This is a genomic window from Candidatus Palauibacter polyketidifaciens (genome assembly GCF_947581785.1).
GTDB lineage: Bacteria > Gemmatimonadota > Gemmatimonadetes > Palauibacterales > Palauibacteraceae > Palauibacter > Palauibacter polyketidifaciens.
In genome coordinates this window covers 23,034-37,859 of sequence record NZ_CANPVO010000025.1, presented here as the reverse complement: position 1 = coordinate 37,859, position 14,826 = coordinate 23,034, and the positions used below count along the sequence as shown (strand labels likewise).

At 70.9% G+C, this 14,826-nt stretch carries 14 protein-coding genes and 2 riboswitches; of the genes, 3 read left to right on the top strand and 11 right to left on the bottom strand.

Annotated features, from left to right (window positions below; genetic code table 11):
• Nucleotides 1-6: 6 nt before the first annotated feature.
• Nucleotides 7-1,041 carry an aspartate-semialdehyde dehydrogenase gene (gene asd / locus RN729_RS07915; protein WP_310783438.1) on the bottom strand — a complete coding sequence of 345 codons (1,035 nt, stop codon included), beginning with the start codon at nt 1,039-1,041 and terminating at the stop codon, nt 7-9.
• Nucleotides 1,038-1,817: a hypothetical protein gene (locus tag RN729_RS07910; protein ID WP_310783436.1), complete on the bottom strand. Its 780-nt coding sequence runs from the start codon at nt 1,815-1,817 to the stop codon at nt 1,038-1,040. The genes asd and RN729_RS07910 overlap by 4 nt, the downstream gene beginning before the upstream one ends.
• 96 nt (nt 1,818-1,913) lie before the next feature.
• Nucleotides 1,914-2,030: riboswitch (SAM riboswitch) on the bottom strand.
• Between the two features lie 78 nt (nt 2,031-2,108).
• A riboswitch (SAM riboswitch) is annotated at nt 2,109-2,233 on the top strand.
• A gap of 73 nt (nt 2,234-2,306) precedes the next feature.
• Here RN729_RS07910 and RN729_RS07905 point away from each other — a divergent pair.
• Nucleotides 2,307-3,308 (top strand): alpha/beta fold hydrolase, encoded by a 1,002-nt coding sequence (locus tag RN729_RS07905; RefSeq protein ID WP_310783488.1) that lies wholly within the window; start codon nt 2,307-2,309, stop codon nt 3,306-3,308.
• Between the two features lie 69 nt (nt 3,309-3,377).
• Here RN729_RS07905 and RN729_RS07900 read toward each other — a convergent pair whose 3' ends face one another.
• From RN729_RS07900 to RN729_RS07870, 7 genes are all read right to left on the bottom strand, one after another.
• Complete coding sequence (locus RN729_RS07900; protein ID WP_310783434.1) at nt 3,378-5,102, bottom strand: CocE/NonD family hydrolase; 1,725 nt, start codon at nt 5,100-5,102, stop codon at nt 3,378-3,380.
• Nucleotides 5,103-5,109: 7 nt separating this feature from the next.
• Nucleotides 5,110-5,532, bottom strand: a complete 423-nt coding sequence (locus tag RN729_RS07895; RefSeq protein WP_310783432.1) for a type II toxin-antitoxin system VapC family toxin — start codon at nt 5,530-5,532, stop codon at nt 5,110-5,112.
• Between the two features lie 9 nt (nt 5,533-5,541).
• Entirely contained in the window at nt 5,542-5,787 is a 246-nt protein-coding gene (locus tag RN729_RS07890; protein WP_343218910.1) for a plasmid stabilization protein, read from the bottom strand.
• A gap of 527 nt (nt 5,788-6,314) precedes the next feature.
• Nucleotides 6,315-6,569 (bottom strand): hypothetical protein, encoded by a 255-nt coding sequence (locus RN729_RS07885; protein ID WP_310783427.1) that lies wholly within the window; start codon nt 6,567-6,569, stop codon nt 6,315-6,317.
• Between the two features lie 40 nt (nt 6,570-6,609).
• Nucleotides 6,610-8,181 (bottom strand): carboxylesterase family protein, encoded by a 1,572-nt coding sequence (locus RN729_RS07880; protein WP_310783425.1) that lies wholly within the window; start codon nt 8,179-8,181, stop codon nt 6,610-6,612.
• Nucleotides 8,182-8,195: 14 nt separating this feature from the next.
• Nucleotides 8,196-8,537 carry an MGMT family protein gene (locus tag RN729_RS07875; protein WP_310783423.1) on the bottom strand — a complete coding sequence of 114 codons (342 nt, stop codon included), beginning with the start codon at nt 8,535-8,537 and terminating at the stop codon, nt 8,196-8,198.
• A gap of 16 nt (nt 8,538-8,553) precedes the next feature.
• Complete coding sequence (locus RN729_RS07870; RefSeq protein ID WP_310783421.1) at nt 8,554-8,892, bottom strand: helix-hairpin-helix domain-containing protein; 339 nt, start codon at nt 8,890-8,892, stop codon at nt 8,554-8,556.
• A gap of 133 nt (nt 8,893-9,025) precedes the next feature.
• Between RN729_RS07870 and RN729_RS07865 the strand changes: the two genes are divergently transcribed.
• Both RN729_RS07865 and RN729_RS07860 read left to right on the top strand, forming a co-directional pair.
• Nucleotides 9,026-9,493 (top strand): hypothetical protein, encoded by a 468-nt coding sequence (locus tag RN729_RS07865; protein ID WP_310783419.1) that lies wholly within the window; start codon nt 9,026-9,028, stop codon nt 9,491-9,493.
• Between the two features lie 23 nt (nt 9,494-9,516).
• On the top strand, nt 9,517-10,644 hold the full coding sequence (locus RN729_RS07860; RefSeq protein WP_310783417.1) for a PLP-dependent transferase: 1,128 nt from the start codon (nt 9,517-9,519) through the stop codon (nt 10,642-10,644).
• Nucleotides 10,645-10,683: 39 nt separating this feature from the next.
• Here the strand turns inward: RN729_RS07860 and RN729_RS07855 are convergent, their stop codons facing one another.
• Nucleotides 10,684-14,430, bottom strand: a complete 3,747-nt coding sequence (locus tag RN729_RS07855; RefSeq protein WP_310783414.1) for an FAD-dependent oxidoreductase — start codon at nt 14,428-14,430, stop codon at nt 10,684-10,686.
• Nucleotides 14,427-14,780 (bottom strand): sarcosine oxidase subunit delta, encoded by a 354-nt coding sequence (locus RN729_RS07850; protein WP_310783412.1) that lies wholly within the window; start codon nt 14,778-14,780, stop codon nt 14,427-14,429. The genes RN729_RS07855 and RN729_RS07850 overlap by 4 nt, the downstream gene beginning before the upstream one ends.
• Nucleotides 14,781-14,826: the final 46 nt, after the last annotated feature.

Genomic DNA, 14,826 nt, shown 5'->3' with positions numbered 1-14,826 from the left:
TGTCGATCAGCCCCGCGCGCAGCCCGCGAGACAGAATTCGGCGTTGGCCAAACAGGCGCCGGCCGCGCCCCGGACGCCGTTGTGCGCGACCACGGTCATTGCGAGGTCGTGCGGCGGCGCGGCGCGGATCCTGCCCACGCTCGCCGCCATCCCGCCGGCCGCGCCGATGTCCAGGCGCGGCTGCGGACGGTCCGGCTCCGAGCGCACGATGAGCGGCCGTTCGGGAAGCGAAGGCAGGGCCGGCAGCGACGGCGGAGCCCGGAACTCCGCCAGCGCCCGGGCCGCGGCTCCCGGACTCGCCGGGGACGCGAACTTCAGGAACACGTTCGCCGTGTGGCCGTCAAGCACCGCGACTCGATTGACGCTCACCGCCACGGCGATCTCCGACCCCAGGATCTTGTTGAGTTCCGGTTCGATCTTCTCTTCCTCGCCGGGGATCCAGGGGATGGCGTTTCCCCCGATCTGGACGGAACCGACTCCGGTCAGGCCGCCGCCGGTCACCGCCTGGAGGGTGACGACCGTGGCGGCCTCGATCCCGAAGGCGTCGTGCAGCGGGGCGAGGGCCAGCGCCAGTCCCGCAACCACGCAGTTCGGGTTGGCGACGAGCCGGCCTCCCCCTTCCGACCAGGGTTGTTCGGCGGTGAGGGCCAGCGCCTGCGGGTTGACCTCCGGCACCAGCAGCGGCACGTCCGCCCTCAGCCGGTGAACCGAGGCGTTCGTGCTCACGATGTGCCCGGCCTCCGCGAGCGCCGGCTCGAGTTCGCGCGCCACCCCCGACGGAAGCGCGGACAGCACGATCCGGCATTCCGGTGGGTCCGTGACGACGCGGAGCGGCAGTCCGGCCGCCTCCGGGGGCGGGTCGCCGCCGAGGCTCCAACGGACGGCGTTGCCGTACCTCTCGCCCGCGCGCCTCTCCGATGCCGCGACGGAGGCGAGCCGGAGGGAGGGGTGCCCGTCCAGCATCCGGATCAGCCGCTGTCCGACGATCCCGGTCGCGCCCAGGACGGCGACCGGCAGGCGTTCGTCCAACCGACGGGTCATGCGCATCGGGCGCTCGCTTTCCGGCCGCTGTTGCGGTCATGTGCCGGGTCGTGCCGGCCGACCCACGTGCCGGTGCCGCCGGGGGCCGCGACGCGGAACGGGATTCGGTGGTCTTCGGCGAAACGCAGCGCCCGGTCCTGGACGACGCCACCGGCCGTCCGCCGGGCCTCTCTCCACGTCGCCGTGCGCAGCGGCGCGATGTCGGGGAACCGCTTCGGATCGGCCGGGAAGATCCCGTCCACATCCTTCACGAGGCGAACCTCTGTCGCGCCGAGCGCGTGGCCCAGGAAGAGGGCCGTGAGATCGGATCCTCCCCTCCCCAGCAGCGACGTCACCCCGGTCTCGTCGACGCCCACGAACCCGGGAAGGACGATCGCATCGTGGGCCGCGAAGGTCGTCTCGATCCGGCGGGCATCCACCGCCACCGGATCGGCGGATCCCAGCGGACCCTGCGTGCGGACGGGCAGGTGCCAGAACGACATGCCCACGGCGCGCACGCCGGCCGTCGCCAGCGCGAGGCGGAGCAGGGCGACGGACGCTTCTTCGCCCGTCGCCAGAAGCGACCCCATGAGATCGTCCGGGAGCGACGGAGCGACTTCGCGCGCCGCGGCGAGCAGATCGTCGGTTGTGTCACCCATGGCCGACACGACCGCGACGACGTTCGCGCCACCGGCGACTTCGGCCCGGATCTCCTCGGCCACCGACCGGTACGCGGCCGGACGCGCCAGCACGGATGAGCCGAATTTGAGTACGTGAACGCGGCGAACTTCGCGCAATGAAACGCCTCCCCGAGTCTCGATTCACACTCAGCGGACTCCGGAGAAGCGACGCCCTGGAAACGACAGCTGCCGTGCTAACGAAGCGCGGCGGGCGACTCATCTACCAACGGATCACATCCGTCGCAGGAGTTGGCACATCAGTGGAAGAGCCACCTTCCACAGGTTGCCCCGGTGTCTTCGGGCCTGTCCCTCGACCGGTCTCGATGAGCGTTGAGGGCGCAGAGGCTACAGGGTCGTGGGCCGCGCGTCAAGTTGACCTCCGCTGCCGAAGCCGCCAGGTTCGGCCGCTACTCATCGAGACCGGCTGAGGGACGGGCCCTTTGAAGCCGGGGCAACCGGGGCACGCGCGTTCACGCGCAGCCCAGCGGTGCCAACTCCTGCGGACCCTTGAACGGGGATCCGAGAGATGAGCGTCGCACCCGCACGGGTCGGTCGGCTGCTCCGGAGTTGGCGTCGCGCAAAACATGGAGAAGCCGATTGAACGCCGTGCTGCCGGAGGGTCGGAGGGGTGCCGTCGCGATGCCGGCGGAGTGGAGGCCGGAATTCGCGGCCGGGGTCGACGCTCGCTTCCGGGTGCGCTACGAGCTCGCCGGGCCCGAGGGCGCGCCGCTGCTCGTCGCCATGGGGGGGATCTCCGCCGACCGCCACGTCTGCGCGAACGTCCTGGATCCAGCGCCCGGCTGGTGGCGGAAGCTGGTGGGCCCGGATCTGGCCATCGATACCAACCGCTGGCGGCTGCTCGCGATCGACTTCCTCGGGTCTCCCGGGACGTTCGAGTCGACGGAGTTCGCCGACCCTTCGAAGGGTCTTTCGCCGGACCGGATTCACATCACGCCCGGCGATCAGGCGGAGGCCGTGGCGGTTGTGCTGCGCCACCTCGGCGTCGAACGGGCCCACCGCATGCTGGGCGCCTCGTACGGGGGGATGGTCGCGCTGGCGATGGGGGTCCGCCATCCCGCCCGTGTTGGCGGCGTCGTTCTGATCGGCGCGGCGCACCGCGGCCATCCGCAGGCCATCGGAATACACGCGGTGCAACGGTGGATCGTCGAGTTCGCGCTCCGGCACGGCCGGGGGAGCGAAGGCGTGGCTCTCGCCAGGGCGCTGGCGTTCACGACCTACAAGTCGGCGGCCGGGCTCGACGCCCGCTTCCCGCACGACTGGGAGTGGGAGGATGGCGCCCCGGTCTACGCCGTTGGCCGCTACCTGGAGGAACGGGGACGGGAGTTTGCGGATCGGTTCCCGGCGGAGACCTTTCTGACGCTGTCGGCTTCGGTCGATCTGTGCGACCTGCGTCCGGAGGAACTCGGCGTCCCCGCCTGGCTCATCGGGTGGGAGGAGGACACGCTGGTGCCGCCCTGGCTGCTCCGGGAGACCGCAAATCGGATCGGCGCGCCCTCGCACCTGCGGATTCTGAACTCGGACGCCGGGCACGACGCCTTCCTGCTACACGCGCCCGACTACGAGGAAGCCCTTCGAGCCTCGCTCTGACGCCGGGGAGGCGGCGATGCCGGCAAAATGACGATGCCGGCGAGGCGACGCCCAGCCCGGCGGCGACGCTCAGCCGAATGGCGCCGTCGCGACGGGAAGCCGCACGCATGAAGGATATGCGGCGGAGTGCAGGACCGTGTTGCGGGCCGTCCGCATGCGCGTGCCGGTCCCCACGTCCTCTCCCGTGTTGAGGTTGCGGCTGAAGCGGGGGAAGCAGCTGCTCGTGATCTGAAGCCGGATCCGGTGGCCAGCGCGGAACACGTGGCTCATCGGATAGAGCTGGATGCGGAACTCCGTTGCTACGTTCGGCTCCAGAAGCTCCGTTCGGTCGAGCCCGCCACGATACCGCGCGCGCAGAATCCCCTCCGTGAGGACGAACGATCCTCCGGCCGGATCGACGTCCGTCACCCGCGCCACGAAGTCCGTGTCGCGCGCCGACGACTCGGCGTAGAGCACGACCTCGACCGGCCCCGTGACCTCCAGATCGCTCTCCAGGGCCCGCGAGGTGTAGACGAGCACGTCGGGCCGCCGCTCGAGCGGCGCCTGCTCGACGGGGCCGCCCCGCATCGGCGTCTCGGCGTGGGTCGTGATCAGCCGGGAAGAGAGGTTGCCCCCGAGCGACGGCGCCGGGTCGCGGGGATCGTACTCGAAGCGATCCGGCGGCTCGTCCCCCGGCGGCTCCGGATCCAGCCAGGCGTCGCCGCTCCGGTTCGCGCGCCCGTGGCTGCGCAGATACCAGGGCACCTCCTCCGTCCCCGGCGGCGGCCATTCCGCGCCCTCGCGCCACCGATCGGCGCCCGTCGTGAACCAGCGCAGCGGCGGGTCGTCGCCGATCCCGTCGTCCACGCCGCGAAGCTGCCAGTCGAACCAGCGCCGCTCCTCCTCCCGCACGTCCACCCAGGCGTCGGGTCCGAAGTCGAGATCCCCGACCGTCCTCGTCTCCGGGACTTCGTGCGACCAGGGGCCGATGAGCGTCCGGTTCTGCGCGCGGGCCCGGGAAGTCGCGGCTCCCGCCGTCATCCCCTCGTGGTTGCGGAGCGCCGACCCCGCATACGCATCGTACCACCCGCCCTGCTGAAACCCCGGCGCCGTGACACCGCCGTATTGATCAGTGACCCTGAAGCGGCGCCAGTACTCGTCCCGCGTCGGGTGCTCCAGCCACTCCCGCCAGTACGGGATCTTCCGCCCGATCGCGCGCTCGTCCATCTCGATGATCGGCAGGTGGGCCCAGAACTTCGGGTTCTGGAACAGGCGGGCGGCCTGCCTGCCGGTCACGATCGCGAGGTTTGTCTCCCAGATCGCGGCCGCGCCGAGCGAGAGGAGCAACTGGAAGGCGCCGCCCAGGTAGTGACAGTCGCCGAAGTGGTCGTCGCAGATCACGTGCGGCGCCATGCAGGCGAGGTGCGGGCTTCCGAGCGGCGCGCTGAGCCACTGCGTGAGGCCGCCGTAGCTGCGCCCCCACATCCCGATCTTCCCGTTGCACCACGCCTGCCCCGCCACCCACTCCAGCGTGTCGTACCCATCCTCGATCTCGGGGAGATACGCGTGGAACACGCCCTCGGACCCGAACCGGCCGCGACAGTCCTGGACCACGAACGCGTACCCGCGCTCCGCCCACCAGATGCCGGTCTCGATGAACACGTCCCGGCCGCTCTCGTACGGCGTCCGCGTCAGGATGGTGGGGAAGGGGCCTCCGGAAGCCGGCAGATAGACATCCGCCGAAAGCCGCACGCCGTCCCGCATCCGCCCGGGAAGCCCATGCAGAAGCCGCACCTCCTGCAGGGACTCGTGCACGGCGTCCTCAGACGTCAGCCCAGGGATCCAGCACTTCGATCCCGGCGCTCTTGAAATCCCTCACGTTTCGCGTCGCCAGCGCAGCGCCTCGGCAACGAGTGACGGCCGCGATCTGACAGTCGAATTGGCTGATCGGGCGTCCAGCGGCCCGTCGCTCGGCCGTGATCTCCGCGTAGGCCCTCGCTGCGGAACCGTCGAACGGCAGCACGCGGTTCGTGAAGAAGTCCGCAAAGAACCGATCTGCTGCATGCGCCAGATCCCGTCGGCGCCTGCCGGCTGGCAGGATGGCGATGCCGGTTCGGATCTCCGCCTCTGTGATCGCAGTGACGAAGAGATCCCGCCTCGCGCGGGCGTCGACCCATGCGAGCACTTCAGGCTGCGGGACCCCGCGCATCAACTCTGAGACGACATTCGTGTCGAGGATGAACATCGGTGCGACTCAGTCGAACCGTGGCGGTTCGCGCATCGGCTCGCGCGGGGGAATCTCGAGCTCCACGCCACCCAGGGGCGCGAACAGTTCATGGATCGCAGTCCCCAGGCCCTTCGCGGGCATCTTTTCCTGGCCGACTGTCTCGCGGAGAATCACCCGCGCTTCCTCTTCCATGGAACGATTATGCTCCGCCGCTCTAATCCGAAGCCGGCGTTTCACCCCGTCACCCAGATTCCGAATCGTGATACTCGCCACGTCTCTACCACCGTCAGTCTGGAGTTTGTGCAAAACGTAACTTGCGGGTTGATCTCATTGCAGTCAATGATGTCATCAGGCGGAGTCGCTGATCGAGACGGGGGGGGCGGCTCCGCAGGCACCTATGAGTTGGAGGGCGGGATGGCGGCGGCGACGTCGGCCGGCTCGGCCCGGACGGTGTAGTCGGGGTCGGCGGAGGCGTACACGATGGTCCCCGAGCGGTCGATGACGAAGGTGGACGTGAGCGGGAGTTCCCAGGATTCGTCGCCGTTGAAGCGGGCGAGATCGATGCCGAGGCCGTCGCGGTAGAGCGCGCGCAGTTCGCCCTCGACCCGGAACGTCAGGCCGTAGTCACGAGCGACCCCCAGCCCGAGGTCCAGCAGGACGTCGAACTCGATGCCGTCCTCCTCGACCCAGCCGCGGGCGAACTCGGCGAGCTGCGGAGAGAGCGTGACGAGTCGCGCGCCCTTCGCTTCGATCTCCGGAAGAACCGACTGAAGAGCGACCTGCTCTTCGCGGCAGTACGGTCACCAGCGGCCGCGGAAGAAGCTGAGCACCACGGGGCCGCGCTTCAGGAGCGACTTCAGCCGGACCGTGGGGCCGGCCACGCTCGGGCGGGCGAAGAGCGGCGCCCGGTCGCCCACGCCGGGGATTCGGTCGAGGATGCCGGAACTTCGCAGTGCCTCCGTGCCGGCGTGCATGACCGCCGTGGCGGCTACCGGTCGGGCGGCCTCCTTCTGCGCGCGGATCTCGGCGAGTCGCCGGCAGAGCGACCCGCTCACCGCGGCACTCCCCACAGTAGTCCTGAGGCTCGCCTCGCCATCACGGCGTCCCGGCGCGGAGGCGCCGGTCCCAGAAGTCGAGCTGGACGTCGCGGAGTTCGCTTCCCGCCTCCACCGTGGGCCCCAGCACGAGATGGGCCTCGGAGTCGCGCGTGTAGGCCGGCCACGGGGGCAGTCCGGGACCGTTCGGGTCGCCGTCCGCGGCGAAGTTCACCCAGTAGGAGGACATCGTCTGCGCCAGCCGGCGGTCCGCGGCTTCCCGTTCGCCGGGACCGACGTTGCCGAAGGCGTACACGATCTCCGCCGCGTGGTACGACTTGAGATAGTCCTTCGCGGGTCCCGGCGGCTCGTGCGTGAAGTAGTAGAGCCACGCACCCGCGCCGGCGGCTTCCGACGCCCGCGCCCACGTCCGCATCTGGATGCCGAACAGCGCGTCGCCGCGGCTCCGCATGAAGGCGTCGAAGATCTCGCCTTCCTCCTCCACGGGGTAGGCGACGTCGAAGCGCTCCGCATCGTCCCCGACGCGGCCCGCCACCCACTCGCGCCACGCCTCGAGCGTCTCGGGCACCGATCTCGGGGACGAGAGAGAGGTCATCTCATCCGCGTTGAACCCCACGAGCACCGGGACGTTGTTGTGCGTTCCGTCGGCGAACGCCGTCGACACGTCCGTCGGCAGCACCCAGCCGTCCACGTTCTCCGCCGTCCTGAAGCCGCGTCCGGCCGGCGTGTCGAGTCCCGCCATCACGCTCGCGGCGGAGAGTTTCCGCATGTCCTCCAGGGTCTCCGCCCCGAGCGCCCCGAGGAGCGCCGCGCCGATCTCCTCGGCGGAGCGTCCGCCCTCCGGCGCTTCCGAAAGGCGCATCATGGGTCCGAAGCGCCCCCCGCTCTGTCCGATGGCGCGGTGGAAGAGGCCCGCGGCCAGCGGCGTCGCCATCAGCGTGTTCACGCTCCACGAGCCGGCCGACTCGCCGAAGATCGTCACGCGGTCCGGGTCCCCGCCGAAGGCCGCGATGTTGTCCCGCACCCACTCGAGCGCGGCAACTTGGTCGAGGACGCCGTAGTTGCCGGACGATCCGTGTTCGGACTCGGCCGTGAGAAGCGGATGTGCGAGGTAGCCGAACGGTCCGAGCCGGTAGTTGATCGTGACGACGACGGCGCCCTTCTCCGCCAGCGCCGTCCCGTCGTAGATGCCGGTGGAGCCGGACCCCCGCGTGAGCGCGCCCCCGTGGATCCAGACCATGACCGGTCGCCGCTCGGAGGCGTCGGCGGCCCCGGTCCAGACGTTGAGGTACAGGCAGTCCTCCGCCGTCGGGGCGGGGGGACCTCCGAAAAACGAGCCCGCGCCGTACGGAGTCTGCATGCACTCCGGGCCGAAGCTGTGCGCGCGCAACGTCCGCCGCCCCCACGCTTCGACCCGCTGGGGCGGCTTCCAGCGCCGGTCCCCCACCGGCGGCGCCGCGAACGGAATCCCCCTGTAGGAGCGGATGCCGTCGACGAGGACGCCGTCGACGTTCCCGCTGGCGGTCTCGACGCGGGTCTCCTGCCCATGCAACTGCGCCTCGAAGCCGACGGCGGCCAGCGCGACGAGGAGGAAGGCGGCAAACGTACGCATAAGGCGCTCCGGAATCAGGAGGGAGGCGAGGAGCCGGTGGGGGGCGGCATCTCCCCGTTCCAGCGAAAGCGCTTGAGCGAGATTCGTCCCCACTTGTCGAACTCCACCCCTTCGTTCGCGAGCAACTGGTACTGGATCATCTCGGAGTACGAGTCGCCGCGGGGACTGATCTCGCCGCGCGCGTTGATCACGCGGTGCCAGGGGAGCGGCCGGTCGGAGGCATAGAGCGCGTAGCCCACGAGACGGGCCTGTCCGCCGAGTCCGGCGAGTTGGGCGACCTGCCCGTAGGTGGCGACGCGACCGGCGGGAATCCGGGCAACGACGTCGCAGATGCGCTCGTGGAGATCCGAAGCCATGGTTACCGATCGTCCGTCAGGCGGGCGCGCCGGGGCGCTCGTTGGCGTGGACGCGGCCCTTCCAGTTCCACCACTTGAGCAGTTCGCGCTCGGCGCTCGGCAGTTCGCGGTCGGGCCTTCCGGCCTCCCCGGCGTGGGTCTCCGCGAAGTAGACGGCGCAGCGGAAGACGTACAGCACGCATGGATCCATGCTCACGCCGCGCTGCTCGGAGAGGCGGTCATAGAGTTCGTTGGGGTCGCGTCCTTCGAGATCCCGCACCCGGCCGATGCCCAGTTCCGTCAGGTCGCGCGCGATGCTCGGCCCCACGCCCGGGATGGTCTGCAGGTCCAGCGTGTCGGTTGCGGCGGGATTCATCGTCACTCGCTCGGTGGCCGGGAGTCGTATCATCTTCGAGAACCATAAAGACGCGCGTGAATCTTGGGGAGGGGGAACCGATGGACAAATGGAAGGCATCGCATATCGCCCTGCCCGTCATGGAGAGAGACGGATGACGCAGTCCGAGTCGCCGCCTCCGGGCTACCGCCCCGACCTCGACGAGGCGGTCGAGACATGGTCGCGCATGAACGACGCCTCGATTTTACGCAGCGTCGCGGCCGTCATCCTGGGGTTCGTCGCGCTGACGCTGGGGTCGGTCCTTAGCGGGCGGCTGATGCTGTCGCTCTTCGGCGTGGAACCGGAGATGGCTCCGGGCGCCGCGTTCATCTTCACGAGTCTGGGCGTGCGACTCGCCGTTACCATCCTGGCGGGCTTCCTCGCGGCGCTGGCGGCTCCGGGCGCGCCACGGCTCCACGCCGGCGTCCTGGCGGCGATTCTCGTCTTCTTCAGCCTCGCCTCGCTCGCCGGCCTCTCCGCCTCCGGCGACCCGTACGGACCCGCATGGTATCCCATCGCGATGCTCGTCATCGGTCCCGTCGGCGTCCTCATCGGCGGGTCCCTCCGAGCCCGACGACGCTGATCCAGAGCCCCGGAAAGGTCGAAATGCGAATCGAAACGCTGGCGGTGAAGACGGGCATGGACCCGGACGGGACGAGCCGGGCGATCGCGCCCCCGATCACGCTCTCGACCACCTTCGAGCGCGGGGAGGACGGGTCGTACCCCGGGGGGTTCGACTACTCCCGCAGCGGGAATCCGAACCGGGCCCTGCTGGAGGCGGCGTTGGCCGCGCTGGAAGGCGGGCCGGAAGCCGTCGCGTTCCCCTCGGGGATGGCGGCGACGTTCGCCGTCATCTTCTCGCTCTCGCCCGGGGAACACGTCGTCGCGGCGGACGATGCGTACTACGGGACCGGCGTTCTCCTCCGGGATTCGTTCGCGGAGCGCGGAATCGAGGCGAGCTTCGTCGACATGACCGACCTCGATGCCGTCCGCTCGGCCATGCGGCCGCACACCCGTCTCGTGTGGATGGAGACGCCGTCGAACCCGCTCATCCGCATCTCCGACATCGAGGCGATCGCCGGAATCGCGCGGGAGGGCGGGGCGATCTCGTGCTGCGACAACACGTGGGCGACGCCGCTCCTGCAGCGGCCGCTCGATCTCGGCATGGATCTCGTAATGCACTCCACGACCAAGTACTTCGGCGGCCACAGCGACGTGACCGGGGGCGCGGTGATCGTGCGCGAGTCGGGCGGGACGCTTGAAGCGCTGCGGAAGATCCAGAAGGACGGTGGCCTCGTGCCCTCGCCCTTCGACGCCTGGCTCACGCGACGCGGACTCGAATCCCTCGCCGCGCGCATGGCCATGCACTGCTCCAACGCCATGGAGCTTGCCCGCTTCCTCGACGCTCATCCGCGCGTCGCGCGCGTCTACTATCCGGGTCTTCGGGACAACCCCGGGCATGCGCTCGCCGCGCGTCAGATGTCGGACTTCGGGGGGATGTTATCGTTCGATGTTGCGGGCGGGCGGGAGGAAGCCTTCGCGGTCGCGGCCAACGTGAAGGTGATTGCCCGGGCCACGAGCCTCGGGGGGACCCACTCCCTCATCGAGCACCGGGCGTCCGTCGAAGGGGCGGCGACCCGTGCGCCGGAGAACCTGCTCCGGATGTCCGTCGGCCTCGAGCACGTCGAGGACCTCAAAGAGGACCTGGACCGGGCCCTCGCCGCCACCTCCTGAGCTCCCGGATCGCACCGGAGGCGTTCCCGCGGGAACGCCTCAGTTCCCCAGCGCGTGCACCCAGTCGGTAAAGAGCCGCTCACCGGCCGGGTGCAGACCCGCGTGGCGGCCTGATTCGAGGAGTGCTTCGACGAAAGTCTGCGCGTAACCCCGGCTGCAGATGAGGAGGACGGCGTCGTCCCGCCAGGTGACGATCTGACAAGGTACATGCAGGACGGGCCCCTGCGTCAGGAGCGGCCGCGCGCGCGCAGGGTCGAAGAGGTCGAGGTTGGTGACGCACTCCAGCACCTCCGGAACGGAGTCTCCGAGGAGGGCGAGCCAGCAGTGGGAGTCGGTCGTGTCCGTATAGTGCGGACCGTCCGGCGTGGCGGGCGCCGCCCCGGGTCCGACGTGCCAGACGGAGGCCTGGGTTCCGTTCATCCGGTTGATCAACAGCCCGTCGCGGACCGCGACTTCCCCGGGAGTGCCGGGCACGTCGAGGCCGAACGGCCGCACGGTCCGGATGTCCCGGTTCTGGACATCCCAGCGGGCGCGGTGGCTGAGGTCGATGAGGCCGGCCTGGCGCATGACGTCGGCGGGGGCGGGGTCCGATTCGTAGTCGAGCACGACGTTCCAGCCGGCGCGGCGCTCGGTGCGGGCGGGCGCGGCGTCGAAGCGGACCGGAGACCGGCGATGGGCCGCGGGCGCCGGCTGCGATGGCGCCTCGCCGGGCCGGCGTGGGCGCCCCTCGGCGGCGATCCGCAGGCGCTGCCCTCTCGGATCATGGAAGTGGGGAGGCACCACGGTTGCGGTCGAGCGCACGGTCCGCCGGCCCAGCGACTCGTACAGGTCGAGCGATCGGCCCCGCTCCGCCAGCCGGTCCTCGACGAGGGCCAGTCCGTACTGCCAGCCCAGCGTCTCGCTGTGCCGCGTGGTGCAGACGAAGCCGGCGATCCGGTCACCGTCCACGACGAGCGCTCCGTCCTCGGGCCGGTGAGCGGGGTCGCGAGCGGCCCCGGCACCCGCGTCGCCCGCGGGGTCGTCGACCCGGAGTCCCACGAGCTTCAGCCGCCCGGACTGCCCCTCGCAGTAGCGGAGCGCCGCGGCGCCCACCTTGCCGGAGGCCGTGTCCCCGCGGTCCCAGAGCCAGCCCATGCCGATGTCGAGGAGGGTGACGCGCTGCTCGGACTCCGTCCCGATGATCACGTGTCCCTTCTCGGCCCGCAGGCAGTTCTGCGCTTCGAGCCCGAACGGACGGATGCCGTACTCCGCCCCGGCCTCCCACAGCAGATCCCACACGTACCGGGCATGGCTCGCCCGCACGTGGAGTTCATAGGACAACTCGCCCACGAACCCGAGGCGCAGACACCGCGCAGCGACGCCGTCTCCCACCTCGATCTCGCGGCAGCCGAGATACGGGAACGCGTCGTCCGACAGCTCCGCACGCGTGATCTTCTCCAGCACGCGCCGGGCGTTCGGCCCCGCCACGTTGATGGAGGCGAGCGCGTCTGTGAGGTTCACGAGGTTGTAGTCCCACCCGTCGTATCGCGTGTGGAAGCGAAGCCACTCGACGGTGGTCCCCGCCCGGTTCGAACTCGTCGTGAAGTAGAACTCGTCGTCGCCCGTCCGCACGACGACGCCGTCGTCGATGACGTTGCCGGTGTCGTTGCACATCGCCGAGTACGTGCAGCGGCCGGGCCGCGCCCGCGTCATGTCGGAGACGTAGACGCGCTGGAGGGCGCGCAGGGCGTCGGGTCCCCAGATCCGGAACTTCCCCAGCGGCGAACTGTCGAGGAGGCCGACGTTCTCGCGCACGTTGCGGATCTCCTCGAGACACTCCCGGTCCTCGCTGAAGTAGCGCGCCCGCAGCCACGGCCCCGCCCGGCGGAACACGGCGCCCCGCGCGGCCTGGTCGTCGTGGAGCGGGGTCCGTTTGTGGACGTCGTGGTTCGGGCCCGCGAGCGTCGCGAGGGAAGGGGGGATGACCGGCGGGCGCACCGTCGTGGCGGCGAAGCTGCCGACCGGCCGCCCCGCGATCTCGGCCATCGCCATGGCGAGGTTCTGGCCCGGCACGCGGTACTGGCCGGGGCCGAGCCCGAAGTTCCCGAAGCGCTTCGCGAGTTCGGGCACGTCGAAGGCGTAGGCGGCGCTCTGGGCCGCGTTCTTCCAGGTACCGTCCTCGTCGAAGTCGAGGAACGCCTTGCGGCCGGGGGCGAGGCGGCGTTCGGTGATGGGTCCCCGGACGATCGAGGAGCCCCGGGCGGGCCCCGGCCGGTCTGCCAGCCGGGCGCGCTCCCGAGCCAGCGGACTCGCCACGTTCGCGCCGCACGCTGTGGCGGCCTCGAGCCCCGCGATCCGCCCGGAAGATGTGAGCGCCTCGAGATCGGTGAGCCGAAGGACGCCGCCCGCGGCGAACACGTCGGGCGGCAGGCGCTCGAGCTCGAAGGTCCGGGTGCGCTCGCCGCGGCGGAACCGCGCGCCGGCACACGAGAGGACGCCGATGTCCGGCTGGCGTCCCGCGCTCGCCACCAGCAGATCGCACGCCACGCGCAGCGAGTCGCCCGTCCCGCCACCCCTGGATCCGACCGACGCGCCGCTCCCCGCGCCGGTCGTCGTCCGGGCCGCCAGTTCGACACGACGGACGCGGCTCCGCCCGCGCACGCGACTCGCGGCCCACCCCGGCCGGAAGTCGATCCCCGCCTCGACCAGCGCATCCACCAGAGCCTCGTCGTGACCCTCGTGCCGCGCATCCGCGACCAGGCGCACATCCACTCCGAGCGACGCCAGATCCACCGCTGCCTCCAGCCCGAGGTCGTCGCCCACGCTGAAGACGGCGGCTGCGCCCGGCCGGACCCCGTACGTCCGCGCGAGCCGGATCGCCGTGTCGACCTGCGTCACGCCCGGCCGGTCGTTGTGCTCGAACACCAGCGGCCGTTCGATCGAACCCGTCGCGACCACCACGGCTCGGGCACGGCACTCCCAGTGCGTCTCGTCGAAGGCGGCCGCCGTCGCGCTGTCCGTCCGGCTGCCGGCCCGGCGGCCGGTACTCCGACACTGGAAGCCCGTGAGGAGGTTCTCCCCCCAGATCCCCGTGACCGGTGCATGCCGGAACACGCGCACAAATTCCATGCGCTCGAGTTCGTCGGCGAGGGCGGACACCTCCCCGGCGAGCGAACGACCGTCCCGCACGCGCCAGTCGAGATGTCCCCCCAGCCACGGCCGGCGTTCGAACAGGCACACGCGAAGGCCGAGCCGGCCCGCCTCCAGCGCGGCCGACAACCCCGCCGGACCGCCGCCGACCACCGCCACGTCGGCCTTGAGGTAGCGTTCGGCGTGCTCCCCCCGGTCCGGGACGTCGAGCCGCAGCACGCCCAGGCCGGCCAGCCCCCGCATTCGTTCCTGGAAGAACCGGGCGGCCCACGCGGGCCGGTGGAAGAGCCGGTAGTAGAAGCCCGCCGGCATGAACCGGTCGAGCCGGTCGAGAAGGCCGTACACGTCGAAACGCGGATCTCCCCGCACGTTCTGCGCGCCGACCTCCATCCCCTCGCGCAGCGGCGTCGTCCCCGCCGACTGGTTCGGGATGCCGTCGATCGAGACGAGCTGGCTCGACCCTTCCCCCTCCAGGTCGTACAGCCCCCGGGGCCGGTGATATTCGAAGCTGCGGCCGAGGGTGCGGACCCCCGCCCCCCAGAGCGCCGAGGCGACCGTATCTCCCTCGAAACCCTCCAGCGTGCGCCCGCACCAGCGAAAACCGAGCGGCCTGGAGCGGTCGATCCGCTCGGTCGGGGAAGGAGGCAGCCGGCTCACCGAGAGTCGCCCCCGCTTGCCTCGTCCCCGCTCGTCTCCCCGCCGCCGGGCCGCGCCTCCCGGTTCGTGGCCGGGTCGCGCCAGGTCGAGAACCAAATGCCGCAGCCGGCCGCGTGGTGCCACCACTCCTCCTGCGGCTCCGGGCGGTTCATGCGGAACTGCGCCCAGCGAAAGTGCGCCTCGGCCCCCGCCGCGAGGCCCGCTCCGGCCTCGGGATTCGCTCCGGCCTCGGGATCCGCTCCGGACCCCGGATACGCTTCCTGCGGCCTCGGGCCCCGCTCCGGCCCCCCGTACGTGAACTCGTAGACGTCGCGCTTCCCGCACACCGGGCACGTCAACCGGAAGGTCACGAGCGGCGCTCCCGGGTCGGGTCCACAGGTGCGTCCACGGTCGGGT

Coding starts and splice junctions, on each gene's coding strand:
- asd (WP_310783438.1), bottom strand. CDS start 1,041: ATGACCCGTCGGTTGGACGAACGCCTGCCGGTCGCCGTCCTGGGCGCG.
- RN729_RS07895 (WP_310783432.1), bottom strand. CDS start 5,532: ATGTTCATCCTCGACACGAATGTCGTCTCAGAGTTGATGCGCGGGGTC.
- RN729_RS07880 (WP_310783425.1), bottom strand. CDS start 8,181: ATGCGTACGTTTGCCGCCTTCCTCCTCGTCGCGCTGGCCGCCGTCGGC.
- RN729_RS07875 (WP_310783423.1), bottom strand. CDS start 8,537: ATGGCTTCGGATCTCCACGAGCGCATCTGCGACGTCGTTGCCCGGATT.
- RN729_RS07870 (WP_310783421.1), bottom strand. CDS start 8,892: ATGAATCCCGCCGCAACCGACACGCTGGACCTGCAGACCATCCCGGGC.
- RN729_RS07865 (WP_310783419.1), top strand. CDS start 9,026: ATGACGCAGTCCGAGTCGCCGCCTCCGGGCTACCGCCCCGACCTCGAC.
- RN729_RS07860 (WP_310783417.1), top strand. CDS start 9,517: ATGCGAATCGAAACGCTGGCGGTGAAGACGGGCATGGACCCGGACGGG.